At 72.7% G+C, this 24,448-nt stretch carries 21 protein-coding genes; 18 read left to right on the top strand and 3 right to left on the bottom strand.

Translation table 11 applies throughout. The annotated features are described in order from the left end of the window. The first annotated feature begins 4 nt into the window (after positions 1 to 4). The 6 genes from H4696_RS18325 to H4696_RS18300 all read left to right on the top strand — a co-directional run bounded on the left by H4696_RS18325 (position 5) and on the right by H4696_RS18300 (position 6,498). Complete coding sequence (locus tag H4696_RS18325) at positions 5 to 2,752, top strand: helix-turn-helix transcriptional regulator (protein WP_192782391.1); 2,748 nt, start codon at positions 5 to 7, stop codon at positions 2,750 to 2,752. A gap of 32 nt (positions 2,753 to 2,784) precedes the next feature. Then, positions 2,785 to 3,063 carry a hypothetical protein gene (locus tag H4696_RS18320; protein ID WP_086863433.1) on the top strand — a complete coding sequence of 93 codons (279 nt, stop codon included), beginning with the start codon at positions 2,785 to 2,787 and terminating at the stop codon, positions 3,061 to 3,063. Between the two features lie 90 nt (positions 3,064 to 3,153). Then, on the top strand, positions 3,154 to 4,011 hold the full coding sequence (locus H4696_RS18315; RefSeq protein ID WP_086863434.1) for a 3-hydroxyacyl-CoA dehydrogenase family protein: 858 nt from the start codon (positions 3,154 to 3,156) through the stop codon (positions 4,009 to 4,011). Continuing rightward, positions 4,012 to 4,287: an acyl carrier protein gene (locus H4696_RS18310; RefSeq protein ID WP_143265298.1), complete on the top strand. Its 276-nt coding sequence runs from the start codon at positions 4,012 to 4,014 to the stop codon at positions 4,285 to 4,287. After that, entirely contained in the window at positions 4,280 to 5,401 is a 1,122-nt protein-coding gene (locus H4696_RS18305; protein ID WP_086863435.1) for an acyl-CoA dehydrogenase family protein, read from the top strand. The genes H4696_RS18310 and H4696_RS18305 overlap by 8 nt, the downstream gene beginning before the upstream one ends. 26 nt (positions 5,402 to 5,427) lie before the next feature. Then, on the top strand, positions 5,428 to 6,498 hold the full coding sequence (locus H4696_RS18300) for an HAD-IIIC family phosphatase (RefSeq protein ID WP_211299777.1): 1,071 nt from the start codon (positions 5,428 to 5,430) through the stop codon (positions 6,496 to 6,498). 147 nt (positions 6,499 to 6,645) lie between these two features. On the opposite strand, the gene H4696_RS18295 is transcribed toward H4696_RS18300, so the two are convergent. Both H4696_RS18295 and H4696_RS18290 read right to left on the bottom strand, forming a co-directional pair. Then, complete coding sequence (locus tag H4696_RS18295) at positions 6,646 to 7,311, bottom strand: O-methyltransferase (protein ID WP_086865743.1); 666 nt, start codon at positions 7,309 to 7,311, stop codon at positions 6,646 to 6,648. A 40-nt stretch (positions 7,312 to 7,351) separates the two neighbouring features. Further along, on the bottom strand, positions 7,352 to 8,281 hold the full coding sequence (locus H4696_RS18290; RefSeq protein WP_225955733.1) for a DUF742 domain-containing protein: 930 nt from the start codon (positions 8,279 to 8,281) through the stop codon (positions 7,352 to 7,354). A gap of 375 nt (positions 8,282 to 8,656) precedes the next feature. Between H4696_RS18290 and H4696_RS18285 the strand changes: the two genes are divergently transcribed. From H4696_RS18285 to H4696_RS18235, 11 genes are all read left to right on the top strand, one after another. Continuing rightward, on the top strand, positions 8,657 to 11,446 hold the full coding sequence (locus tag H4696_RS18285) for an AAA family ATPase (protein ID WP_192782389.1): 2,790 nt from the start codon (positions 8,657 to 8,659) through the stop codon (positions 11,444 to 11,446). A gap of 6 nt (positions 11,447 to 11,452) precedes the next feature. Next, positions 11,453 to 14,263 carry an AAA family ATPase gene (locus H4696_RS18280; protein ID WP_086856993.1) on the top strand — a complete coding sequence of 937 codons (2,811 nt, stop codon included), beginning with the start codon at positions 11,453 to 11,455 and terminating at the stop codon, positions 14,261 to 14,263. A gap of 371 nt (positions 14,264 to 14,634) precedes the next feature. After that, a complete protein-coding gene (locus tag H4696_RS18275; protein WP_225955732.1) occupies positions 14,635 to 15,327 on the top strand; it encodes a helix-turn-helix transcriptional regulator in 693 nt (230 codons plus the stop codon). Between the two features lie 16 nt (positions 15,328 to 15,343). After that, the gene (locus H4696_RS18270) at positions 15,344 to 15,613 is read left to right on the top strand and encodes a hypothetical protein (RefSeq protein WP_086856996.1); all 270 of its coding nucleotides are present in this window, start codon (positions 15,344 to 15,346) and stop codon (positions 15,611 to 15,613) included. Positions 15,614 to 15,885: 272 nt separating this feature from the next. After that, positions 15,886 to 16,821, top strand: coding sequence for a 1-phosphofructokinase (gene pfkB / locus H4696_RS18265; RefSeq protein WP_086856994.1), 936 nt, complete (start codon positions 15,886 to 15,888; stop codon positions 16,819 to 16,821). Between the two features lie 79 nt (positions 16,822 to 16,900). After that, positions 16,901 to 18,013: a mannitol-specific PTS transporter subunit IIC gene (gene mtlA, locus H4696_RS18260; protein WP_192782388.1), complete on the top strand. Its 1,113-nt coding sequence runs from the start codon at positions 16,901 to 16,903 to the stop codon at positions 18,011 to 18,013. A 34-nt stretch (positions 18,014 to 18,047) separates the two neighbouring features. After that, on the top strand, positions 18,048 to 18,356 hold the full coding sequence (locus H4696_RS18255; protein WP_086863017.1) for a PTS lactose transporter subunit IIB: 309 nt from the start codon (positions 18,048 to 18,050) through the stop codon (positions 18,354 to 18,356). After that, positions 18,346 to 18,801 (top strand): PTS mannitol transporter subunit IIA, encoded by a 456-nt coding sequence (locus H4696_RS18250; RefSeq protein WP_086863018.1) that lies wholly within the window; start codon positions 18,346 to 18,348, stop codon positions 18,799 to 18,801. The genes H4696_RS18255 and H4696_RS18250 overlap by 11 nt, the downstream gene beginning before the upstream one ends. Next, positions 18,798 to 19,853 (top strand): zinc-dependent dehydrogenase, encoded by a 1,056-nt coding sequence (locus tag H4696_RS18245; RefSeq protein WP_086863019.1) that lies wholly within the window; start codon positions 18,798 to 18,800, stop codon positions 19,851 to 19,853. The genes H4696_RS18250 and H4696_RS18245 overlap by 4 nt, the downstream gene beginning before the upstream one ends. Before the next feature lie 34 nt (positions 19,854 to 19,887). Next, a complete protein-coding gene (gene ptsP / locus H4696_RS18240; RefSeq protein WP_086863020.1) occupies positions 19,888 to 21,555 on the top strand; it encodes a phosphoenolpyruvate--protein phosphotransferase in 1,668 nt (555 codons plus the stop codon). 24 nt (positions 21,556 to 21,579) lie between these two features. Beyond that, positions 21,580 to 21,864, top strand: coding sequence for an HPr family phosphocarrier protein (locus tag H4696_RS18235; RefSeq protein ID WP_086863021.1), 285 nt, complete (start codon positions 21,580 to 21,582; stop codon positions 21,862 to 21,864). Positions 21,865 to 22,073: 209 nt separating this feature from the next. On the opposite strand, the gene H4696_RS18230 is transcribed toward H4696_RS18235, so the two are convergent. After that, positions 22,074 to 23,129, bottom strand: a complete 1,056-nt coding sequence (locus H4696_RS18230; RefSeq protein WP_192782387.1) for a DegT/DnrJ/EryC1/StrS family aminotransferase — start codon at positions 23,127 to 23,129, stop codon at positions 22,074 to 22,076. 195 nt (positions 23,130 to 23,324) lie between these two features. Here H4696_RS18230 and H4696_RS18225 point away from each other — a divergent pair, with 195 nt between their 5' ends. Beyond that, a complete protein-coding gene (locus H4696_RS18225) occupies positions 23,325 to 24,356 on the top strand; it encodes a GDP-mannose 4,6-dehydratase (protein WP_086864921.1) in 1,032 nt (343 codons plus the stop codon). Positions 24,357 to 24,448 lie beyond the last annotated feature (92 nt).

The following is a 24,448-nucleotide window of genomic DNA, read 5'->3' as shown; positions in this document are numbered from 1 at the left end:
GAGGATGGCGGAGGTGACGGCTGTCGCCGGGCGCGTGGTCGGCCGGCGGCGGGAGCTGGAGGTCCTCGGTTCGGCGTTCGCGAACGCGCGGGCCGGTTCGGCGACCCTGGTGCGGGTGCGCGGGGCGACCGGTACCGGAAAGACGGCGTTGCTGGCGGAGTTCGCGCGGTCGGTCGGCGACCGCGCGGTCGTGCTGTCGGAGACCTGCCGCCGGCCGGGCGGCGGGAACACCGGGCGGGCCGCCGAGGGACTGCTTCCGGACGCCGGCAGCCGGTACGGCATGCCGGTGCCGGTGCTCTCGCGACGGCTGGGCCGCCGGCTGGCCGACCTGACCGTGGCCGGGCCCGTCGTCGTCCTGCTCGACGACTTCCACCACTGCGACGAGGCTTCCGTCCGGGTGCTGGCCCACCAGGCGCACCGGGGCGCGGAACAGCCCCTGCTCGTGGTGGTCGCGCAGCGCCCGGCCGGTCAGCCGCTGTGGCCGCCGATGACGCTGCCGCCCGGCGACGTTGCGACCGTCGACCTCGCCGCGTTCACCGAACCCGAGGTCGCCGAAGTCGCCGCCGCGTGGTGGTCCGAAGAACCCGGACCCGGGTTCGCCCGTGAACTGTCCACGCTGACCGGCGGCAACCCCGCGCTGCTCGGCGAGCTCTGCGCGGCCCTGCACCTGGAAGGGCTCGCCCCGGACGAGCAGGCGCTGGCGCGGGCCCGCGTGCTCGCCCCGGGTGCCCGCGCCCGGCTGGTCGAGCGCGTCCTCGCCGGCCGCCCGGCGCACGTGCGGCACGTCGCCGAGGCGGTGGCCGTGGTCGGCGCGCCCGACGTGGAGCTCGTCGCCCTGCTCGGCGGCGTGCCCGAACCGCTCGCCGCCGACGCACTCGGTGTGCTGGCCGCCGAAGGGCTGCTGCGTGACGGCGGCGGGGAACTTGCCTCGCCCGCGGTCCGCGACGCGGTGCTGGCCGGCGTGCCGGAGCGGCGGCTCGGCCCGCTGCGGCTGACCGCGGCCCGGCTGCTCAACGACCGCGGCCGCCCGCCCGAAGACGTCGGCGCGCACCTGCTCGGCCGCCGGTTGCTGCCCGAGCGGTGGATGCGGGACGTGCTCGCCGAGGCCGCGCGCACCGCCGAACGCTCGGGCCGCCCGCACGACGCCGCCCGCTACCTCGGGGTGCTCGTCGCCGACCGGCCGCAGGACATGCCGGTGCGGATCGAGTTCGCCCGCCTGGTCGGCGTGCGCGACCCCCTGGCCGCGTACGCGACGCTCGCCGGGATGGCCGAGCAGGCCGAAGACGTCCGCAGCCGGGCCCGGATCTCCTTGCAGCTGGCCATCGCCGCGCTGTCGGCCCGCGAGCCGCAGGAGGCGACGCGGCTGCTGACCGGCGCGCTCGAGCAGCTCGACGGTGACCGTGCCGGGGACGCCGACCGCGGCCTGCGGACCGAGCTCGAGTCCGCGCTGCTGGCCGTCGCCTTCGAGCAGCCCGGCTCGCTGGACCTCGTCGCCGGGCGCCTGCCCGCGATGTCCGCGCTGACCGGCCAGACCCCGGCCGAGGTCGGGGTGCTGGCGCTGGCGGGGCTGGCGCACATGATCCGCGGCACCGACCGGGAGCTGGCCGTCTCGTGCGCACGCCGGGCCCTCGAACGCCCGGAACCTCCGGTGCGGTGGGCCTGTTCGCTGGCCGCCTACGTCCTGTTCGCCGCCGACGAGGTCGACGAAGCACTGCACGCCTTGGGCGGCCTGTCGCCGGGGCCGGTGCGCGACGACACCGGCTGGGCGGAAGTCGTGGCCCTGACCGCGCATTCGTGGCTCACGTGCGGCGCGGGCGACCTTTCCCGGGCGCTTTCGGACGCGACGGCGGCCGTGCGCGCCGCCGAGCGCGACGACCGCGCCGAGCTCGCGACCGCGCCCCTGGTCTCCCAGGCGCTGGTCTTGCTGCAGCAGGGCGACGTCGACGGCGCCGCCGCGGCGATGGCCCGCGCCGACCGGGCCGGGCCCGACGGGTCCGTGCTCCGCTTCCCGTTCCACCTGCTCGCGCGGGGACGGCTCGCCGAGGCCCGTGGCGATCTGGACGGCGCGCTGGCGCACCTGCGCCGGTGTGGTGCCGCACTCCGCGCGGAGGGCGGCGCCAACCCGTTGTTCGTGCCGTGGTGGCTCGACGGTGCCCGGGTGCTCGTCCGGCTCGGCCGGCGGACAGACGCCGCGGAACTCGTGGCGCACGGCGAAGAACTGGCCCGCGCCTGGGGATCGGCGTCGGCACGGGGACTGGCGTTGCTGGGCCGCGGCCTGGTGGCCGAAGGCGGCGCCGCCGTCGACGGGCTCACCGCGGCGGCCGAAGTGCTCGGCGGGACGGCGGCGTCCTGGTACCTCGCCGAGGCGGAAACCGCGCTGGGACAGGCACTTCTGCGCGCCGGCGACCACCAGGGCGCGCGCCGGGCCTTCCGGGCCGCCGTGGACCTCTCCGTGCGGTCGGGGTTCTGGAGCCGGGCCGAGGAGGCGCAGGCCGGGGTGACCGCGGCGGGCGGGCGCAACTACCCGGTCACCGGCAGCGTGACTGACGTGCTGACGCTGGGGGAGCGGCGGGTCGGTGAGCTCGCCGCGACCGGCGCCACCAACCGGACCATCGCCGACGCGCTCCAGCTCGCCGTGCGGACCGTCGAGATCCACCTGACGAGTGTCTACCGCAAGCTGGGCGTGAACGGGCGCACCCAGCTGCAGGAACGGTTCCCCGGCGGCCTGCTCGCGCCGGAACCGGCGCTGTGACCGGTGACACGGGGAAAACACGGGGGAGTGCCATGCGTCCGGTGCCCGGACTGGCGGTGATCGTCGACGACACCGGCGTGCTCGAAATGGTGCTGCCCACGGGCGAACACCGCGTGCTCGCCAGCGGTCTCGGCGCGGCGATGTGGATCGCGCTGGCCCAGCACGACTGGGATCCCGCCGCCGCGGCGCTCGCGCTCGCGCCGACGTGCGACCTCGAACCGGCCGAGCTGACCGGTTCCCTGCGCGCGTGGATGGGCGACCTGGCCGCTTTGGGCGTGCTGAGCGCCGACGCGGCCGACGGAAAACCCTAGATATGCGCGCTGTTCGTTGACCGGTACCACCGCGGTGACCGACGCTCGCAGTCGTACAAGGGAAAAATCCCGAGGACTCAGGGAGGCGCGGTGGGCGGGCAGGCGCAGGATCGGCCGGCCGTGATCGGCGGCGGGGTGATGGGCTCCGCCATCACGGCGATGGCGCTGGGACACGGGGTTCCGGTCACCCTGGTCGAAACCGACGGCGAGGCGGTCGAACTCGCGAAGCGGCGGGTGGCGCAGCAACTGCGGCACGGCCGGCTGATGGGCGCGTTCCCCGACGTCGCCGAAGGCGAGCTGACCGCGACGACCGGCCTGGCCGCGGCGAAGGACGCGACGGCGGTCATCGAAGCGATCATCGAAGACGACAAGGTCAAGGCCGCGGTGCTCGGCGAGCTTTCGGCGCTGGTCGCACCGGGAACTCCGTTGATCACCAACACTTCCGGCATCCCGGTCGACGAGCTGGCCGAAGCGGTCGAGCGGCCGGCGGACCTGCTGGCGACGCACTTCATGAACCCGGCGTACCTCATCCCGAACGTCGAGGTCGTCCGCGGCCCGCGCACCGGTCAGTCCACTCTGGACGCCGTGCTGGGCTTGCTGGAACGGCTGAGCCGCAAGCCGATCGTGGTCCGCGACTCGCCGGGGTTCGTCACCAGCCGGCTGCTGCACCCCATGATCAACGACGCCGCGCGGGTGGTCGAAGAGGGCACCGCGTCGGTGGAAGCGGTCGACGAGCTGATGCAAGGCTGCCTCGGTCACCCGACCGGCCCGCTGCGCACCGCCGACCTGATCGGCCTGGACAACCTCGCGGACGCGCTGCGGGCGCTCGCCGAACGCACCGGCGACCCGCGGCACGCGCCGTGCGCCCTGCTGCAGTCCAAAGTGGCCGATGGCCACCTCGGCCGGAAATCCGGACGGGGCTTTTACGAGTACGGGAAGGTGTTCTGAGTGAACGACGTCTCCACCACCGCAACCCCGGCGCGCACGCCGGAGGCCGTCACGCGGGAGATCCGGGAGTTCCTGGCCGGGCGCGTCAAGCAGGACGTCCCGGTCGACCAGGACCTCTTCCGCACCGGCCTGGTCTCGTCGATGTTCGCCATGGAGCTGGTCGTGTTCCTCGAGCAGACCTACGGCATCGCCATCGTCGGGCCGGACCTCAAGCTCGACAACTTCCGCACCGTCGACAGCATGACGGCGCTCGTGGGGCGCCTGCTCGATGAGTGAGCACCCCCTCGCGGCGGCCGCCGCCGAGCTGACCGCCCGGGTCGGTGACCGGGCGGCGGCCTGGGACGTCGAAGGACGGCTGCCCGAAGACCTGTTGCGCGCGCTGGGCGCGCGGGGCCTGCTGTGTGCGGAAGTCCCCGCCGAATACGGCGGTCTCGGCGCCAGCAGCCTCCACAGTGGAGGGTTCACCGCGCACGCCGGCTCGCTGTGCAGCTCGCTGCGCAGCGTCATGACGTCGCAGGGCATGGCGGCCTGGACCATCCAGCGCTTCGGCGACCGCGCCCAGCGGGCGAACTACCTCGGCCGGCTCACCTCCGGCGACCTGGCCGCGGTGGCCTTCAGCGAACCCGCGGCGGGCAGCGACCTGTCGTCGGTGGCCACCACCGTCCGCGCCGACGGCGACGACGTCGTGGTCAACGGCGAAAAGGTCTGGATCACCGCGGCGGCGTACGCGGACCTGATCGTGGTCGTCGGCGAGCTCGACGGCCTAGGCACGGCGGTCGTGGTGCCCTCGGACGCCGAGGGCGTCACGATCGAGCGCGTCCCGCACCCCAGCGGGTGCCGCGCGGCCGGCCACTCGACCGTCCGGCTCCACGACGTCCGGCTGCCGCGCTCGGCGGTGCTCGGCGGCGGCGGGGTCGAGCTGTCCATGCTCATCACGACCGCCCTCGCCTACGGCCGGATTTCGGTGGCCTGGGGCTGCGTCGGCATCCTGCGCGCGTGCCTGGCCGCGGCCGGCGCGCACGCGGCGAACCGGCACCAGGGCGGGGTGGCGCTGGCCGACCGCCAGCTCGTCGCCCGGCACCTGGCCGACCTGTACGCCGACGAGCAGGCCGCGACCCGCGTGTGCGAACACGCCAGCCGCGCCTGGGACGGGCGTTCTCCCGAAATGGTCGTCGCGACCGTGCTGGCCAAGTACGTCAGCTCGACGGCGGCGGCCCGCGGTTCCGGTGCGGCGGTGCAGGTGCTGGCGTCGGCCGCGGCCCAGGACGGCCACGTGGTCGCCCGGGCGCACCGCGACGCGAAGCTGATGGAACTCATCGAAGGCAGCAACGAGATCTGCCAGCTCATCCTGGCGGGGCACACCCGTGTCCTCGTGAATACCGGCGACTGAGGAGGATTCCGGTGGCAAGCACGACCATGGTCAAGTGCCTGGTGTGGGACCTCGACGAAACCCTGTGGAACGGCACGCTGCTCGAAGACGGCACCGTCGAGGTTTCCGAAGAGATCCGGCAGCTCGTGAAGACCCTCGACGCGCGCGGCATCCTGCAGTCGGTCGCGAGCAAGAACGACCACGAGCACGCCTGGGCGCGGCTGGAGGAGCTGGGCCTCGCCGAGTACTTCGTGCTGCCGCAGATCGGCTGGCACGCGAAGTCGCAGTCGGTCAAGGCGATCGCCGACGAGCTGAAGTTCGCCCTCGACACGATCGCGTTCGTCGACGACCGCGACAGCGAGCTGGCCGAGGTGACCTACCACCACCCGCAGGTGCGCACCTACCGCGCCGAGGACGTGCTGGAGCTGGCGAACCTGCCGGAGTTCAGCCCGGAGACGGTCACCGTCGACTCGCGGCGGCGGCGCCAGATGTACCAGGCGTCCTTCCGCCGCCAGGAGGCCCAGGCCGGGTTCGCCGGGCCGGACGAGGACTTCCTGCGCTCGCTGGACCTGCGGATGACGATCCTGCCGGCCACCGACACCGAGCTGTCCCGGGTGGAGGAGCTGACCCGGCGCACGAGCCAGATGAACGCCACCGGCATCCACTACTCCGACGAGAAGCTGCGCGAGCTGCTGGACGACCCGTCGCACCGGGTGCTGGTGGTCAGCATGCGCGACCGCTTCGGGCCGCACGGCGCGGTCGGGGTGATCCTGCTCGAGACGTTCGAGGAGTTCTGGCACCTGAAGCTGCTGGCGACGTCGTGCCGCGTGGTGTCGTTCGGCGCGGGCTCGATCATCCTGCGCTGGCTGGCCAACCAGGCGGCCGCCGCCGACGCGCACCTGGTCGCCGACTTCCGGGCGACCGACCGCAACCGGATGATGGAGATCGCCTACCGCTTCGCCGGTTTCGCCGACGACGCGTGCGCGTGCACGGCCGTGCTGCCGTCGGGCGAGGTCCCGGGTCTGCAGCGGCTGCACCTGGAGCCGGTACCGCAGGAGGAGCCTACGACGGTGACCCTGGTGGCGCCCGACCTCGGCGAGCCGGTCGGGGTCCGCTGAGTCCATTGTGGAAGGCCCGCTCCCGGGTTCGGGAGCGGGCCTTTCTCGGTGCGGGGGCCAAGCGCCCCAATGTGGCATTGGGTGCGTCTGACGCACCCAATGTGGCGTTCGGTGCGTCTGACGCACCGAACGCCACATTGGGGCGCTTCAGCTGACTTTGCGGATGAGCGTGATGCCGTCGGCCATCGGCAGCAGCGAGATCTCCACGCGCGGGTCGTCGCGCACGAAGCGGTTGAACTCGCGGATGGCGACCGTGTCCGGGTCCTGCGCCTCGGGATCGGTCACGCGCCCGAAGAAGAGGGTGTTGTCGACGACGATGAGCCCGTCGGGCGCCAGCAACCCGAGCGCGGCCTCGTAGTAGGCGGCGTAGCCGACCTTGTCGGCGTCGATGAAGACCAGGTCGACGGTGCCCGGCCCGTACTCGTAGAAGAGGGCGTCGAGCACCTGCGTGGCGGGATCGATCCGCAGGTCGATCCGGTCTTCGACCCCGGCCCGCCGCCAGTAGGGCCGGCCGAACGCCGGCCAGCGGTCGGTGACGTCGCAGGTGATGAGCAGCCCGGTCGGGGGCAGCGCCCGGGCCATGCAGAGGGAGCTGTAGCCGGTGAAGGTGCCGACCTCCACCACCAGGCGCGCCCGGGTCAGCTTGACCAGCAGCGCGAGCAGCCGGCCTTCTTCCGCGGACACCTGCATCGCCGCGCCCATGGGCAGCGAGGCCGTCTCGTCGCGCAGTTCGCGCAGGATCTCGTCCTCGGCTTGCGAATGCTCGCTCACGTAGCCGAGCACGTCGGAGGACGCCAGTAGTTGGGTCGCCATGGCGGAAGCCTAGGTTCGCCGGATCCTGGAAGTGTCTAGTTCACAGCCGCAGCAGTCCTTGGTGGACGCGCTGCAGGAGAGCCAGCGGCGGCCGCCCTTCCCGCCCGAGGTCCGCGACGTCGGCGACGACCAGCCCGCGGTCGATGCCGTGTTGTGCGAGGGCGCGGGTGGCGTCGAGGGACAGGCGGAGGTAGGCGGAGACCTCGGCGATCGAGGTGGGGATCTGGCACATCCGGCAGAGCGCGGCGAGATCCGGGTCGAGCCCGGTGGTGGCAGTGCGGTGGCGGCCGGTGGCGAAGAGCATGACTTCTGGAGGGAGGACGTGGCGGGGTTGCGGGGGTGGGGGTTTGCTGCCGCGGACGTACGGTCGTTCCCGGGTGGGCCGAGGGGCGACGGGCTCTTCGCGGCGGTTGCCGAGGCTGGCCGCCCGGCGGCCACGCGTGCGGTCGTCGTCGGTGGGATCGACGGGCCTGCCGGGCCGGGGTTCGCGGGCACCGGTGGCTTCGCCGGTGCGGTTCGGGACGCTCGCGTCATCCGCGGCTCCGGTCCGGTGTGGACTGGAGCCACGAGCGTCGGCCGCTTCGGTGATCGCGCGGTTGCGGGGGCGGTGCTCCCCGCGGGCGGGGGTGTGGGTCGTGTCGCCGGGTGCGGAGGCCGCCGGCTTGCCGCCGCGCTTGCCTCGGACGGGAGCGCCTGTGGTGCCGCGGGGTGCGGAGTCGGCGGTCGTGCCGGCACTACGGCCGCGCTTACCCCGAGCCGGAGCACCGGTGCGGTCCGCCTGCGCTTCCGCGGACCTGCCGACGCCCCCAACCCCCTCGGACTTCGGACCATCCACCGGGGCATGCGCCGGGTCGGAGTTGGGTTTGGGTGTGAATCCATGCGCCGCCCACACCTCGTAGTCGCCCCACCCGCCGAACGACAGGGCGGCTGATCCGAGCTTCGCGCGGCGGCGATCGTGGGAGTTTTTCATGTTCGCGGCCTCGAAACCGGTCGGGCGGGGTGTCGAGTCACCTTCACCCACGGCCCCGGCGGGGTGTCAAGTCACTTTGCCTTAATGTAGGGATTTCTGGGTCTTCGTGGGTAGTGCGTTGTCGGGAGGGGCCAACCGCAGACAAAACGAAGGTGCTGCACTTGTTAAACCAACATTGGGCGCCTTAGGCTGGAGAGCCACGTCACCCACCGGCACACCGCCGGTGCGTGACGGTAAGCAGCCGCTGTGGGGCGGAGGGTGATGGTGGTGCCCGGACCAGGGAGTGCCGGATCGGCGTGGCCGATCGCGCCTGTCCTGCCCTCCGGACGCCCTGCCGTCACCGCCCGGCCGGGCGGTGCACCCGTTGCCGCGCCCGTGCTCACCGTTCCCTGGCTCGGGGAGCGGGACGACCGCTCGCGCCGCACCGCCGAAACGCGGCTGGTGGAGCGGGAAGACGAGATCGCCGTGCTGCGGCGGGGGATTCGCGGGGTGCTGGCCGGGCGGTCGGGGCAGGTGACCGTCGTCGGGCCGCGCGGGGCGGGGCGGAGCGCACTGCTCGCCGCCGTCGTGCGGGAAGCCAGGGTCGCCGGCGTGATCACCGCCTTCGCCTCCTGCTCGCCCGGGGAATCGGCCGTGCACCGCGGCGTCATCAACCGGCTCTTCGCCGACATCGCCGACGCCGACTGCCGGCTCGACGGCGGCCCGCGCTCCTGCGGCCGGGCCTCGGCCGAGCGCTCCATCCCGACCCTGTGCGGCGACTTTGTCGGCGTCGCGAGCCAGGGCCCGCTGCTGATCGCCGTCGACGACGCCCAGTGGGCCGACCCCGGTTCGAAAGCCTGGCTGGAAGCCATGGAACACCGGCTGCAGCAGGCGCCGATGCTGCTGGTGCGATCCGTGCTCGCCACCGGTGAGCACGCGGCCGTGCCGGGCGGGGACACCGTCGCCGTCCGGCTGCTCAGCGAAGACGGCCTGCGGGAGCTGGTCGCCGACCGCTTCCCCGGCAGCCTGCCCGACCCGCGCTTCACCGCGGGCCTGCACCGCGTCACCGGCGGGCGGCCCGCGCTCGTCGCGCCGGTGCTCGAACGGCTCGCCGCCGCCGGGCAGGGGCCGGTGGCCGAGCACCTGCCCGCCGTCACCGCGCACCTCGCCGACGTCCGCGCCGCCGAGCTGGCCGTGTCCATCGCGGCGCTGCCCGCCGACGCTTTGGCCCTGCTGCGCGCCATCGCGGTGTGCCGCGGGCTGCTCGACTTCGACCTCGTGACGAACCTGGCCGGCCCGCTCGCCGGCCGCGTCGGCGACGCCCTGCGCCAGCTGGTCGGGTTCGGCCTGGTGCGGGAGGGGGCGCCGACGCGCATCGCCGACCGCGCGACCGCCGACGCCGCACTCGGCACGCTGAGCGCGGCCGACCGGGGTGAGCTCGCGAACCGGTGCGCCGAACTGGCTTACCGCGCGGCGGTGCCGGACGACCAGCTCGCCGAACTGCTCGCCGCGGTGCGCCCGGTCGGTGCGTCGTGGGCGGTCGCGACGCTGCGCCGGGCCGCCGAACGGCGCCGGGTGCTCGGGGACGACGCGGGCGCGGCGCGGCTGCTCGGCCGGGCGCTGCGCGAACCGGTCAGCCCGGCCGAACGCCGGAAGCTGATGCTCGGGCTCGCGCTGGCCGAGGTCGCCGACGAACCGGAGCTGAGCGACCAGCGCCTGCAGCGCGTCCTGCTCGACACCGGCCCGGAGGTCTCCGGCGCGGTGCTGCTCGAGGCGGCCGACCACCTGCTCGCCCGCGGGGACACCCGCACCGCGCACCGCGTGATCGCCGCGACCTGCCGCCGCCGCAGCGGGTTCGAAGCCGGCACGTCCGCGCTGGCCGCGCTCGGCCGGCTGGCCCAAGAGGACTGCGCGGCCGGTCCGGTCGTCCCGGCGCCCGCGTTCGACGTGCCGCCCGCGGAGTCCGGGGAAACCGACCCGGTGCGCGCGGCGACGACCGCGGTGGAACTCGCGCGCCGCGGCCGGGAGCCCGGCCGGGCCAGGGAATTCGCCCGGCTCGCGCTCGAGCCGCGCGCGAACCTGCCGCACACCCTGCGCCTGCGGGCCGCGTGGGTGCTGCTGTGCACCGACGAGCTTTCCGAGGCGGTGCTCGGCCTCACCGACGTCCACCAGGACGCGGTCCGCACCGGCGCTCGCGCGGTCGCGGCGAACGCCGTGCTGCTGCGGGCGCGCTGCGAACTGCGCCGCGGCAACCTCGGCCAGGCACAGGCCGATCTCGACGCCGCGGTGGCGCGGCTGCCCGAATCCGCGTGGCACCCGCGGGCACTGCCCGGCCTGCGGGCCGTGCGCGCGGAAGCGGCGCTGGCCGCGATGCGGCTCGACGAAGCCGAGCGCGCGGTGGCACCGGTGCTCCCGGCCGGCGCGGACGACGGGCTGGCCGCCGGGTACCTGCTGCTGCAACGCGGCCGCGCGCTCCTGGCCAAGGGCGACGCGCGCGCCGCGCTCGAAGCGTTCCGCGCGGCCGGCCGCGGGACCACCGGACGGCGCGAAGGCAACCCCGTCGACCTGCCGTGGCGGACCGGCGCGGCGCTGGCGCTGGCCCGCTCCGGCGCCGAGGGTGCCGTCGAGCTGGCGCGGGAAGCGTTGGCACGCGCGGAAACCTGGGGCGTGCCGGGCGCGCGCGGGGCCACCAGCCTGCACCTGGCCGACGTCTTCACCGGCGGCGAGCGCCGGGCGCACCTCGAACGCGCCGTCCTCCTGCTGGAGGGGACGGCCCGGCGCGTCGACTTCCTCACCGCCGTCACCGAACTCGCCGCCGCGTGCCTCGACGACGGGGACGTCGCCGAGGCCACCGCGCTGATCGGGCGGGTGGCGACGCTGCGGCCGCAGCTGCTGCCGGCGGGACTCGCGGAGAAGATCCGCGACGTCTCCGGCCGGCTGGCCCGCCGCGGGCCGGACGCCGCCGCGCGGCCCGCGCCCGGCGGCCCCGCCGGCGCACTGTCCGAACAGGAGGCTCGCATCGCCGCGCTCGCCGCCGCGGGCCGGACGAACCCCGAGATCGCGCGGGCGCTGCAGCTGAGCAGCCGCTTGGTGGAGCTGCGCCTGACCCGGATCTACCGCAAGCTGACCGTGACCGGCCGGGGGCAGCTCGCCGAGCTGATGAGCCCCGGCTCCGCAGCGAGTTGATGGCCGGTGCTGCTGGAACGTGACGCCGAACGGGCCGCGATCGCGACCGCGCTGAACGCGGCCGCGGGTGGTGACGGTTCCCTGCTGCTGATCAGCGGCCCGGCCGGCAGCGGGAAGTCCGCGCTGCTGCGGGACACCATGGCGGCGGCGTTCGGCGCGGGCGCCCGGGTGCTGCGCGCGGACGCCACCCGGCTCGAAGAGGACTTCGCGTTCGGCATCGCCCAGCAGCTGTGCCGCCCGGTGCTCGTCGCGGCCGGCGAAGCCGAGCGGGACCGGTGGTTCCAGGGCGCGTCCGAGCAGATCCTGCGTGCCCTGACCGAAGAACGGCTCATCACCGACGGCCACGAGCACTACCTGCCCACCGAAGCCGTCCTCTATGGACTGCACACAGTGGTGCACGCGATGTCCCACGACGACCTGGTCGTGGTGATCGTCGACGACCTGCAGTGGGCCGACCAGGGATCGCTGCGCCTGCTGGGCTACCTCGCCAAGCGGCTGAGCGGGTCGCGGATCCTGCTCGCGCTGGCGCTGGCCGACGAATGCGAGGCGCCGAAGTACCCGCTGGTGCACGAACTGGTGACCGCGGCCGCGCGGATCGTCGTGCCCGCACCGCTTTCACGGTCCGCGGTCGGTTCGATGGCGGAGGTCGCGTTCGGCGAGCGCGCCGAGGAACCCTTCACCGCGATGCTGCACGAGGTTTCCCGGGGCAACCCGGCCGACGTCGCGACCGTCCTCACCGGACTGGTCGCCGAAGGGCTGCGGCCGGTCGCCGCGCAGACCGCGGCCGCGGAAGCCGAAGCCGTGCGGCTGCTCGACCACCGCGTCCTGATGTCGCTGGGGTCGCAGCCGCCCGCGGTGCTCGCGCTCGCCCGCGCGGTCGCGGTGCTCGGCGACCTCGCCGAGCCCGGGCTCGCCGCCGACCTCGTCGGGCTCGACGACGTCGAGTACTCCTCCGCGGTGCAGCACCTGGAACGGCTGGGCCTGGCCGGCCGCGAGGACGGGCGGATCGGCTTCGTCACCACGAGCGTGCGCGACGGCATCGAATCCGCGATCCCGGTCGAGCTGCGCGAGGACCTCTACCGGCGGGCGGCGAGGCTGCTCTACGAGCACGGGCGCCCGGCGGAGCGGGTGGCCGAGACGCTGATGAAGGTCGGCATCGCCGAGGATCCCTGGGAAGTGCGGATCCTCAGCTCGGCCGCGGGCAGCGTGCTGGAGCGCGGGGCCGGCGAGCTCGCGGCGCGCTACCTGCGCCGGGCCCTGCTGAACACCGCGCCCGACAGTGAAGAACGCGGCAGGCTGCTCGTCGAGCTCGCCGCCGCGGAACGCGGGTTCGACCTGGTCGCCGCGGCCCGGCACCTGTCACAGGCGTTGTCGCTGCTGCCGCCCGGGCCGCAGCAGGCGGAAGCGGCGCTGTGGATCCCGCCCGCGTTCGCCGCGGCGGCGCCGAACGTCGGCGCGGCCGTGCGTGCCGCCGTCGAACCCGTGCTGCGCGACGGGGAACCGGCAGAGCTGGCGCTGCGGGCCGAAGCCCGGACCTGGTACCCGGGGATCGGACAGCCGGGCCGCGGCGAAGCCGCGCTGGCCCGCCTCACCGAACTCGAGCCCACCGGGCGCCTGGACACCCCGGCCGGCCGGGAGCTCGCGGTGGTGCTGCTGCACTCCGCGGTGCTTTCCGGCAGCGTGCCTGCCGACGACGTCGAGACCGTCCTCAAGCGACTGGTCAGCGAAGAGCCGCTCGACCCGCGGCACGCCTACACGTCCTTGCCGCTGCTGGTGTCCGCCACGGTCCTCGCCGACCGCGCCGCCGTGCTCGAGCCCGCGCTGACCGCGGCCGCGCAGGCGGCGCAGGAGCATTGGCCGGACACCGCTTCGCTGATCGCCGCCGAGATCGCGGAAGTCAAGCTGGCGCAAGGGGACCTGGCCAAGGCGCGGCGGATCGCGCTCGGCGTGCTGGAGGGCACCGACCACGAGGCCTGGCCGGACGCGCTCGCGCGGTCGGTCACCACGCTCGCCCAGATCGCCTTGGAGACCCAGGATCCCGAGCTCGGCGAACGCCTGCTGGGCACGCCGATGGACGGCACCGACCACCGCGTGTTCGCCGCGCGGCGGCTGACCCGCGGGATGATCGACCTGGTCCGCGGCGACCCGGCGACGGCGCTGGGCCGGTTCCTCGACTGCGGGCGGCGCCTGGAACGCGAGGGCTGGGTCAACACACCCCAGTACCCGTGGCGGATCTGGGCGGCGCTGGTGCGCCAGCGCCTCGGCGACCTGACCGCCGCCCAGGCGCACGCGGCCGAAGAGGACCAGTTCGCGCAAGCCTGGGGAACCCCGCTGAGCGTCGGGCGTTCCCTGCGCCTGCAAGGGATGCTGACCGGCGGCGCGGACGGCATCGCGCTGCTGCAGGAGGCGGCGGGCATCCTGCGCGAGTCGGAGAACGTGGTCGAGCGCGCCCGCACCGCCGTCGTGCTGGGCACCCGGCTGCTCGACGCCGGCCTGCCCGACGCCGAAGACCTGCTGGCCGAGGGCCGGGAACTGGTCAAGGCGATCGGCGCGTCCTGGTTGGACGGCAGCGGCGAAACCGAGCTGAACGGCCCCGTGCTGCGGTTTTCCGGCGACAGCCTGGGGAACCTCACCAAGACCGAAGCCGCGGTCGCGCGGCTCGTCGTGCGGGGCTGGACGAACCAGCGGATCGCCGATTCCCTCGGCGTCACCCGGCGTGCGGTCGAGAAGAACCTCACCGGCACCTACCGCAAGCTCGAGGTCAGCGGCCGCGCCGAGCTCATCGAGCGGCTCGGCGCGCTCGACCAGGAGAGCTGATTCCCGTTGCCGTACCCCGCACCCCCGCACCCCGCGTGCGGGGTTCGGTACGCGGGTGCGGTGCGGGGTGCGGGGGTACGGACCCCCGTTCCGATGGATTTCCCAGGTCAGGAGCCAAAAGGGCAGCGGGCTTGCCCGCCCGCCCCCGGGTTCGGTACCGCACCGCACCGCACGGCGGTCCGTACCTCCGTACCCCCACCGCCCCCGCACCACAGTGTTAAGGGCGGGTGTCCGGATTGTGTTGCCCGGGATAATCAAGCGTGCATAACATGATCTGCATCACCCCGGAGACACGGCTCGGCGAATGACTCGCAGCCGGCGGCCTTCTCGCCCCGGGGCTTCAGCTTCCAGCCGGAGAAAGGAATGCCTTCATGAGTGCGGACGTTGCGGATCTGGCTGTGGGTGCCGAGGTGGCCGTGGTCGCGGACCGGGCTGCGCGGACCGCCCCCCGCAAGCCCGCGCTGCGGGCGATCACCCCCGAAATGTGCATGGTGAACCTCGACCACCGGTTGCGGATCGTGTCGGCCAGCATGGAGTTCTTCCGCGTTTTCGAGCGCAGCTCGGACGCGGTCACCGGCACCGGTCTCTGCGACCTGCTGCACCCCAGCGTGCGGAGCAAGGTCGAGAACCAGCTGCGGCTGCTGGCCCGCGGTGAGCGCAGCCGGTTCGTCGAGCGGATCCTGGTGATGCGCGAGAACGGCACGACGCTTTCCGGTGAGTTCATCGGCTCCACGGTGCACGGCGTCGGCGACCGGCTCGACAGCCTGACGGTCGTGTTCCGGCCGGACAAGAACGAGCGCGGCAACCAGGTGGCCTGCGGCAAGAAGAAGATCCTGTCCGAAATCGACGCTCGCATCCTCGAAGGGGTCGCCTCCGGGGTCTCCACGATCCAGCTCGCGGCCAACCTCTACATGAGCCGCGGCGGCGTGGAGTACCACGTGACGACTTTGCTGCGGAAGATGAAGGTGAAGAACCGGCCGGCGCTGATCTCGAAGGCCTACTCCATGGGCATCTTCGGGGTCGGGTCGTGGCCTCCGCGTGCGCTGCCGGACTTCGTGCGGTGACGGGGCCGTGGCCGCGATGGGTGCGACGAGGCTCCCGGACGAACTGACCCACCGGGCACGGGCGATGCTGCGCGCGGTCGCGGCCGGCCGGGCGGAAATCGCTTGCAGCTGCGAGCCCGACCTCTACATCGACGGGCTGGTGTGCTGCGACCAGTACACCGCCCACGGGCTCGCACACCGCGGCCTGGTGGCCCCGGCGCGGCCGGGCCGGGTCGGGCAGCGGGTGCGGGCCCGGCTGACGCCGGCCGGAGCCGCGGCGCTCGGGACGGTGGGCGAAGCGGCGTGACGTGCGGAAACGGCGTGGCGGGCCGGGTGACCTCCGGAAAATCGGAGGGCCACCCGGCCCGCCTTGTCGTGCTCGGCGTCGGGGTTGGCGATATGGCTTTGTGTTGGTTTTCTGCCACGCGGCGTGGTCGACGTTCTGCCAGGCCACAGCGCAAAGATCAGCTGCTTCCGAAGATAACGGTTGAACTTCCGGTGAAGTTGGGTCTTGCAAACGCAGATGAACACAGGCAATATCAACCAAATCAACGAGGACCCCGGCGGAGGTGTGCTGAAGTGTTCGTGACCCTCACAGCGAACCCGAGTGTGGACCGGACGATCGAGGTCGACCGGCTCATCCGGGGCGAGCTGCACCGGGCTACGGGTGCGCGTGTCCAGCCGGGAGGCAAGGGCATCAACGTCGCACGCGCGCTCGTGCGCAACGGGCTCAAGGCCCGGGCCGTCGTCCCGGCCGGCGGCGCCGACGGCGACCACCTGATCAGCCTGCTGCGCGACTACAACATCGACGTGGTCCGGGTGCCGACCGCGGAACCCGTGCGCAGCAACATCAGCGTGGTCGAGCCGGACGCGACCGTCACCAAGGTGAACGAAAGCGGGCCGCACCTTTCCGGTGCGGAACTGGAAACCCTGTGCGACACGCTGATGTCCCACGTGGCCGACGCGGAATGGGTGGTGGCGGCGGGAAGCCTGCCACCCGGTGCCGGCGAAGACTTCTACGCCGACCTGATCGCGCGCCTGGCCACGACCGGCGCCAAGGTCGTCGTGGACACCAGCGGCCCGGCGTTCCGGACGTCGGTCAAGGCCGGGCCGGCGCTGGTCAAGCCGAACCTCGACGAGCTCGAGGAAGCGGTCGGCCGGCAGCTGGACACCGTGCGGGACGTCGTCGACGCCGCACAGGAACTCCGCGCCCTCGGCGCGGGCACGGTTCTCGCCAGTCTCGGCAGCAAGGGTGCCGTGCTGGTGGAGGAAGCGGGAGTCTGGTGCGCCAACGCATCGGCCGAACCGCGCAGCTCGGTCGGTGCCGGCGACGCGATGCTCGCCGGTTTCCTGGCGGCAGGGGGGAGTGGCCCGCAGGCGCTGGCCACAGCCGTCGCCTGGGGAGCGGCAGCAGTGTCGCTGCCCGGAAGCACGATGCCGGGTCCCGAAGACGTGGGGGCGCGTCGAGTGCGGGTGGACCCGCGTCCGGAGTGGGACGAGAAGGTGCGCGAGTAGCGCGCCGTCCCGGACCGCTCACCGCCATCGCCGGATGGCGATCCCTCCCCAACCCCTTTCCCAGAAAAGGAAGCCAACGATGACTACCACTGCGGAGCGCGAAGAGGAAGCCACTCCGTCGAGGGCGGAACGCGCGCGGGTCAGCATCCAGCGGTTCGGCGGGCACCTCGCCGGCATGGTCATGCCGAACATCGGCGCGTTCATCGCCTGGGGTTTGATCACCGCGTTGTTCATCCCGAGCGGCTGGGCGCCCAACGCGCACATCGCCGAGCTCGTCGACCCGATGATCAACTTCCTGCTGCCGGTGCTGATCGGGTACACCGGTGGCCGGATGGTCCACGGCCAGCGCGGCGCGGTCGTCGGTGCGGTCGCGACGGTCGGCATCGCGGTCGGCGCGTCGATCCCCATGTTCCTCGGCGCGATGATCGTGGGCCCGCTGGGCGGTTTCCTGATCAAGCTGTGGGACGAGAAGGTCGGCAGCAAGACCGCGCCGGGCTTCAAGATGCTGGTCGACAACTTCAGCGCCGGCATCATCGGCGGCATCATGGCGGTGCTGGGCATGCTGGGCATCGGCCCGGTCGTGCAGGGCATCACCAAGGCGCTCGGCAGCGGCGTGCAGGGCCTGATCGACGCGCACCTGCTGCCCCTGGTCTCGATCATCGTCGAGCCGGCCAAGGTCCTCTTCCTCAACAACGCGATCAACCACGGCGTGCTGAGCCCGCTGGGGGTGGCGGACGCGCTGAAGGACGGCAAGGCGATCGAGTTCCTGATCGAGCCGAACCCCGGCCCCGGTCTCGGCATCCTGCTGGCGCTGACCTTCTTCGGCGCCCGCAGCGCACGGGCCACCGCGCCGGGCGCGATCGTCATCCAGTTCCTCGGCGGCATCCACGAGATCTACTTCCCGTACATCCTGGCGACCCCGCGGCTGATCCTCGCCGCGATCGCCGGTGGCGCGGCCGGTGTCGCGACGTTCAGCATCTTCAACGCGGGCCTGACCGCCACGCCGTCGCCGGGCAGCATCATCGCGGTGCTCGCCGTGACGCCGAAGGGCGGCTACCTGGGCGTGGTCGCCGGTGTCGTGATCGCGGCGGCCGTGTCGTTCATCGTCGCGGCGGTGCTGCTCAAGTTCGGGCGGGACGCCCGCAAGGAAGAACGTGCCGCGGCGATCGCCGCCGGTGGCTCGGTGGCGTGACGATCACCGTCGATCGAAGGAAGGAACCACGAGGATGAGCAGCATCGAAGGCAAGGAAGTCAAGAAGGTCATCATCGCCTGCGACGCCGGCATGGGCAGCAGCGTGATGGTCGCCTCCCAGCTGGCCAAGCGGCTGAAGCCGTACTCGGTCAAGGTCGAGCACACCCCGGTCAACGAGATCCCGGCGGACGCGCAGGTCGTGCTGTGCCAGTCCACTTTGGTCAGCCGGGCCCGCAAGGCCGGTACCGGCGCGGTGATCCTGGGCTTCCAGAGCTTCCTCGGCGACCCGGTCTTCGACCGCGTCGAGCAGGCGATCCGGGACGGCGGTTCCCTTGCCGACTGACGCCACCATCCTCGGGCCCGAGTCGGTGCTCATCGGCTGCACCGCCCCCGACCAGGCGGACGCGATCGCCCAGGTCGGGCGGAAGCTCCTCGAACTGGGGGCGGTGGAGCCGGGGTACCTCGACGCGATGCACGAACGCGAGAAGTCCGTGTCGACCTACCTCGGCGAGGGCGTCGCGATCCCGCACGGCACCGACGAATCCCGCAAGTACGTCAAGCGCACCGCGCTGGCGATCCTCCAGTTCCCCGCCGGGGTCGACTGGGACGGCAACGACGTCCGGCTCTGCGTCGGCATCGCGGCCAAGGGTTCGGAGCAGGTCGGGATCCTGTCCTCGCTGGCCCGGATCCTGATGGACGCCGAACAGGTCAAGCAGCTGCGCGAGGCCCCGGACGCCGAAACGATCCTGCGACTGTTGAACGAAGTGGACGAGGAGTTTTCCCGATGAAGGTGGCACGTTTCTACGCGCCGGGTGATCTGCGGGTCGAAGACGCGGACGAGCCGAAGCCCGGCCCGGACGAGATCAAGATCCGCGTGCACAACACGTCGACGTGCGGTACCGACCTGAAGATCTTCCGGCACGGGCACCACCACATCGACCCGCCGCGCGTGATCGGCCACGAGATCGCCGGCGAGGTCGTGGAAACCGGTGCCGGCGTGTCGGGCTGGTCGGCCGGTGACCGCGTGCAGGTCATCGCCGCCATCCCGTGCGGCGAGTGCAAGCAGTGCCGCAAGGGGCTGCAGCAGGTCTGCCCGAACCAGCTGTCGATGGGCTACCACTTCGACGGCGGCTTCGCCGAGTACATGATCGTGCCGAAGCAGGTGCTCAAGGTCGATGGCGTCAACCGGATCCCCGACGGCGTCAGCTACGCCGAGGCTTCGGTCGCCGAGCCGCTCGCGTGTGTCCTCAACGGACAGAACTTCGCGCAGGTGGGCGAGGGCGACGTCGTCGTGGTCGTCGGCGCCGGCCCGATCGGCTGCCTGCACGTGCGGCTGGCCCGCGCCAAGGGCGCGGCCGCGGTCTACCTGGTCGAGCTCAACCGCAACCGGCTGGACCTGGCGGCCGAGCTCGTCAAGCCGGACGCCGCGATCTGCGGCAGCGAGGTCGACGTGGTCGAGAAGGTCCTCGAGCTCACCGGTGGCGACGGCGCCGACGTGGTCATCACGGCCGCGGCGGCGGGCAAGGCCCAGGAGGACGCGCTGAAGATGACCGCGCGCCGCGGCCGGATCAGCTTCTTCGGCGGCCTGCCGAAGGACAACCCGATCATCGCGTGCGACTCGAACCTGGTGCACTACCGGGAGCTGACCATCTACGGCGCCAACGGGTCCAGCCCGGACCACAACCGCCAGGCAATCGAGCTGATCTCCTCGGGCAAGGTGCCGGTCGACGACCTGATCACCCACCACCTGCCGCTGTCGGACGTGCTGAAGGCGATCGACATCGTCAGCAGCGGCGAGGCGATCAAGGTGACGATCGAGCCGGGCACCGTTTCCGCGTAAGCGGTGCGTGCGGACCCTGAGGAGGCGACCAACGGTGGTTGACGAACTGCGCGGCAACCCGGCGAGCCCGGGCGCGGCCGCCGGCCCGGTGGTGCGGCTGACGCCGCCCCCGGTGCTGCCGGAGCACTGGGACGCCCCGGCGGCTCCCGAAGCGGAGCTGGCGGCGGCGACCGAAGCGCTCGACGCGGCGGTGGCGGACCTGGAGAAGCGCGCGGCTTCGGTGTCGGGCGAGTCGAAGTCCATCATGGACACCCAGATCATGATGGCGCAGGACCCGTCGCTGCGGACCGGCATCTCGGACGGGGTGGCAGGCGGCCGCCCCGCCGCCTGGGCGATCCGCGACGCGTTCGGCAAGCACGTGGCCGCGCTGGAGGCCATCGGCGGTTACCTCGGCGAGCGGGCGGCGGACCTGATCGACATCCGCGACCGGGCCATCGCCGCCGCGCTCGGCCTGGCCCAGCCGGGCATCCCGGCGGTCGACGGGGCGTTCGTCCTCGTCGGCCAGGACATCGCGCCGGCCGACACGGTGCTGCTCGACCCGGCGAAGGTGCTCGGCATCGTCACCGAGAAGGGCGGCCCGACCAGCCACACGGCGATCGTCGCCCGGGCACTGGGGATCCCCGCGGTGGTCGGCTGCGCCGGCGCCGCGGGCCTGGCGGACGGGCAGCGGATCGCGGTCGACGGCACGCGCGGCACGGTCGCCGTCGACCCGGACGACGACTACGTCCACTGGATCGAAGCGGAAGCGGCGTCACTGAAGGAAAAGCTCGCGGCCCACAGCGGTCCCGGTGCCACGGCGGACGGCCACCCGGTCAAGCTGCTGCTCAACGTCGGCAGCGCCGGCGGGGCGGCGTCCGACGCGGCGGCCGACGCCGAAGGGGTCGGGCTGTTCCGCACCGAGTTCCTGTTCCTGGACCGCACCGAGGCGCCGACGGTCGAGGAGCAGCGGGCGGCGTACGGCGAAGTGCTGCGCGGGTTTTCCGGCCGCCAGGTCGTGATCCGCACGCTCGACGCCGGTGCCGACAAGTACATCCCGTTCGCCAACACCGAGGACGAGCCGAACCCGGCGCTGGGCGTGCGCGGCTACCGCGTCGGCGTCCGGAACCCGGGCCTGCTCGCCGCGCAGCTGGCGGCGATCAGCCTGGCGGCGGGCGACCACGACGCGGACGTCCGGGTGATGGCGCCGATGATCGCCACCCCGGCGGAGGCGGCGGCGTTCCGCGAACTGGCCCGCGAACACGGGATCGGCAAGGTCGGCGTGATGATCGAGGTGCCGGCCGCGGCCATCCGGGCGCGGGACATCCTGGCGGAGGTCGACTTCGTCAGCATCGGCACCAACGACCTCTCGCAGTACACCTACGCCGCCGACCGCATGCTCGGCGAGCTGGGGGAGCTGCTGGACCCGTGGCAGCCGGCGCTGCTGGCGCTGGTGGCCAACGTCGCCGCGGCGGCGCAGGAAGCGGGTAAGCCCGCCGGTATCTGCGGCGAAGCGGCGAGCGACCCCGGCCTGGCGCCGGTGTTCGCGGGGCTGGGCATCACCAGCCTGTCGATGTCGGTGTCCGCGGTCCCGGCGGTGCGGGCCGCGTTGAAGGACTACACGTTGGAACAGTGCCGGATCCTGGCCGGTGAAGTGCTGGGGGCACCGGACGTGCCGTCGGCGCGGAAGGTCGTCGAAGAGTTCTCGGCCCGGTCGGTCGACTAGCGTTCACGAGATGGGGAAATCCTGATGTCCAGTAGGAAAGTGGTGATCGGCTCGCCCGTCGGGCTGCACGCGCGGCCGGCGAAGCTGCTCGTGGAGCTGGCCGGGCGCCTGCCGGTCCCGGTGAAGATCGGCCGCGACGAGAACCAGCTGGTCGACGCGGCCAGCATCCTCGCGCTGATGGCCCTCGGCGTCCGCGGCGGCGAAGAGGTGCTGGTGACGGCGGAAGGCGAAGGTGCCGAGGACGCGGTGACGCAGGTCGTCGAGCTGCTGGCCCGCGACCTCGATTCGGCGGAGCAGCCCGCGGGCTGACCGCCCCGAACTTCCGGCGGGCCGTCTGTCCCACTGTGCGGGCGGCCCGCCGGAGCCCCACCCGAGAAGCGCCCACCACCCCCGGTGGGCGCTTCTCCACGTCCAGGGCCGCTCGCCCCAAGCGCCCCAATGTGGCGTTCGGTGCGTCAGACGCACCGAACGCCACATTGGGTGCGCTGGACGCAACCAACGCCACATTGGGGCGCTTCTCAGTGGGCGCCGTAGAACTCCGCGACGCGGGCGGCGATGAAGTCCTGGTCCGCTTCGGACAGTCCGGTGTGGGTCGGCAGGCACAGGCCGGCGGCCGCGAACTTCGCCGCGTTCAGCGCGCGCCACGACGGGTCGAGGTACATCGGCTGGCGGCTCATCGGCGGGAAGAACACCCGCGTCTCGACGCCCGCCGCGGCCAGGTGGGCCTTCAGCTCGTCGCGGTCCTCGGCCAGCAGGTCGTACATCCACAGCACGTCCCGGCCGGGCATGCGCGTGATCCCGGGGAAGTCCAGGCGCTCGTCGTAGCGCTTTTCGATCTGCGCGCGCAGTTCCAGGATCTCGTCCAGCCGCTCGACCTGGGCCAGCGCGACGGCCGCCTGCAGGTTGGTCATCCGGAAGTTGTAGGCCAGGTTCTTGTGCACGAAGTCGTGGGCCTTGCCGGTCGCGAACCCGCGCAGGTGCGCCATCTGGGCGGCCAGGCGCCGGTCGTCGGTCAGGCAGATCCCGCCCTCGCCGGCCGTCACGATCTTGTTGGCGTACAGCGAAAAGCAGGCGATGTCGCCGACCGGACGGACGCCGTGCGCCTCGGCGGTGTCCTCGACCACCCGCAGGTTGTACTCGAACGCCAGCTCCATGACGGCGTCCATGTCGCACCGGCGGCCGTGCACGTGGACCGGCATGATCGCCTTGGTGCGCGGCGTGATCGCGGCCTCGGCACCGGCGGGGTCGATCGTCAGGTCGTCGCGGCAGTCCACGAACACCGGCGTCGCGCCGGTGTAGGTGACCGCCCACGCCGAAGCCACGAAGGTGAACTCGGGCACCAGCACCTCGTCGCCCGGGCCGATGCCCAGCGCGCGCAACGCGAGCGTCAGCGCCGCCGTGCCCGACGAGCAAGCGACGCCGTGCGCGACGCCGTTCCATTCGGCGAAAGCCGCCTCGAACCGCGGCACGAACGGTCCCTGCGCGGAGATCCAGCCCGTGCCGACCGCTTCGGTGACGTAGTCGCTCTCCCGCCCGGTCAGGTACGGCTGGGACACGGGGTAGGCAAAGGCCATCGGTTCCTCGCTCGGCTCGGGGATGGGAGGAAAGCGCCAGAATGGGGCCGGCCGCGACTGGAAAACACCAGTGATCGCGGCGGATCACCGGGATTCTCCAATGTTTTCCCGAGTCGGCGGGTTGTCCAATGGGATCCGATCAGCGGCAGTCTCGGGAAGCCGTGGGCGCAGCCGGCCGGTGGACGTGGGAGAACCATGACGAAACGAGCATTGATCACGGGCATCACGGGGCAGGACGGCTCCTACCTCGCCGAGTACCTGCTGGGCCTGGGGTACCAGGTGTGGGGCCTGGTGCGCGGCCAGGCGAATCCACGCAAGCTGCGCATCAGCAAGCTCGCCACGGAGCTGAGCTTCGTCAACGGCGACCTGCTGGACCAGGCGAGCCTGGTCGCGGCGGTGGACCTGGTGCAGCCGGACGAGGTCTACAACCTGGGCGCGATCTCCTTCGTCCCGATGTCGTGGCAGCAGGCCGAGCTCACCTCCGACGTCAACGGCATGGGCGCGCTGCGCGTGCTCGAAGCGATCCGGATGGTCTGCGGGCTCGACAAGTCGCGGCCCACCACCGGCGGCGGGATCCGCTTCTACCAGGCTTCGTCGTCGGAGATGTTCGGCAAGGCCGCGGAAACCCCGCAGAACGAGCGGACGATCCTGCACCCGCGCAGCCCGTACGGCGTCGCGAAGGCCTACGGCCACTACATCACCCGCAACTACCGCGAGTCGTACGGGATGTACGGCGTCTCGGGCATCCTGTTCAACCACGAGTCGCCGCGGCGCGGGATGGAGTTCGTCACCCGCAAGATCTCCAGCGCGGTCGCGCGGATCAAGCTCGGCGTGCAGGACGAACTGCGGCTGGGCAACCTCGACGCGGTCCGCGACTGGGGTTTCGCCGGCGACTACGTGCGCGCCATGCACCTGATGCTGCAGCAGGACGAAGCCGTCGACTACGTCATCGGCACCGGCCGGATGCACACCGTCCGCGAGGCCGCCGAGATCGCGTTCGCCTCCGTCGGGCTCGACTGGCGCGACCACGTCGTCATCGACCCGAGCCTGGTGCGCCCGGCCGAGGTCGAGGTGCTCTGCGCCGACGCGACGCGCGCCCGCACCGAGCTCGGCTGGAAACCGGTCGTGACCTTCGAAGAACTGATGCGGATGATGGTCGAGTCCGACCTGAACCAGACCAGCCGTGAGCTGGACCTCGGTGAGGCGCTCACCGCCGCCGTCTGGTAACCGCTTTCTCTCCCGCGAGGGAAACCAAAAGACATTCGCGCCCCGGGCGGCCACACCGCCGGGCGCCGGGTTGCCGGAGCAGCAGCCGTCAC

This window comes from Amycolatopsis lexingtonensis, from assembly GCF_014873755.1.
Taxonomy (GTDB): Bacteria; Actinomycetota; Actinomycetes; order Mycobacteriales; family Pseudonocardiaceae; genus Amycolatopsis; species Amycolatopsis lexingtonensis.
Note: the sequence above shows the minus strand (reverse complement) of the source record. Positions and strands in the feature narration are given on the sequence as shown.

Bases quoted from the DNA above. Each gene is read 5' to 3' on its own strand.
- H4696_RS18300 (WP_211299777.1), top strand. From the start codon at position 5,428: ATGGTCAAGTGCCTGGTGTGGGACCTCGACGAAACCCTGTGGAACGGC.
- H4696_RS18245 (WP_086863019.1), top strand. From the start codon at position 18,798: ATGAAGGTGGCACGTTTCTACGCGCCGGGTGATCTGCGGGTCGAAGAC.
- H4696_RS18270 (WP_086856996.1), top strand. From the start codon at position 15,344: ATGGGTGCGACGAGGCTCCCGGACGAACTGACCCACCGGGCACGGGCG.
- H4696_RS18230 (WP_192782387.1), bottom strand. From the start codon at position 23,129: ATGGCCTTTGCCTACCCCGTGTCCCAGCCGTACCTGACCGGGCGGGAG.
- H4696_RS18295 (WP_086865743.1), bottom strand. From the start codon at position 7,311: ATGGCGACCCAACTACTGGCGTCCTCCGACGTGCTCGGCTACGTGAGC.
- mtlA (WP_192782388.1), top strand. From the start codon at position 16,901: ATGACTACCACTGCGGAGCGCGAAGAGGAAGCCACTCCGTCGAGGGCG.
- H4696_RS18225 (WP_086864921.1), top strand. From the start codon at position 23,325: ATGACGAAACGAGCATTGATCACGGGCATCACGGGGCAGGACGGCTCC.
- H4696_RS18255 (WP_086863017.1), top strand. From the start codon at position 18,048: ATGAGCAGCATCGAAGGCAAGGAAGTCAAGAAGGTCATCATCGCCTGC.
- H4696_RS18305 (WP_086863435.1), top strand. From the start codon at position 4,280: ATGAGTGAGCACCCCCTCGCGGCGGCCGCCGCCGAGCTGACCGCCCGG.
- H4696_RS18235 (WP_086863021.1), top strand. From the start codon at position 21,580: ATGTCCAGTAGGAAAGTGGTGATCGGCTCGCCCGTCGGGCTGCACGCG.
- H4696_RS18325 (WP_192782391.1), top strand. From the start codon at position 5: ATGGCGGAGGTGACGGCTGTCGCCGGGCGCGTGGTCGGCCGGCGGCGG.
- H4696_RS18320 (WP_086863433.1), top strand. From the start codon at position 2,785: ATGCGTCCGGTGCCCGGACTGGCGGTGATCGTCGACGACACCGGCGTG.
- H4696_RS18275 (WP_225955732.1), top strand. From the start codon at position 14,635: ATGAGTGCGGACGTTGCGGATCTGGCTGTGGGTGCCGAGGTGGCCGTG.
- H4696_RS18290 (WP_225955733.1), bottom strand. From the start codon at position 8,281: ATGAAAAACTCCCACGATCGCCGCCGCGCGAAGCTCGGATCAGCCGCC.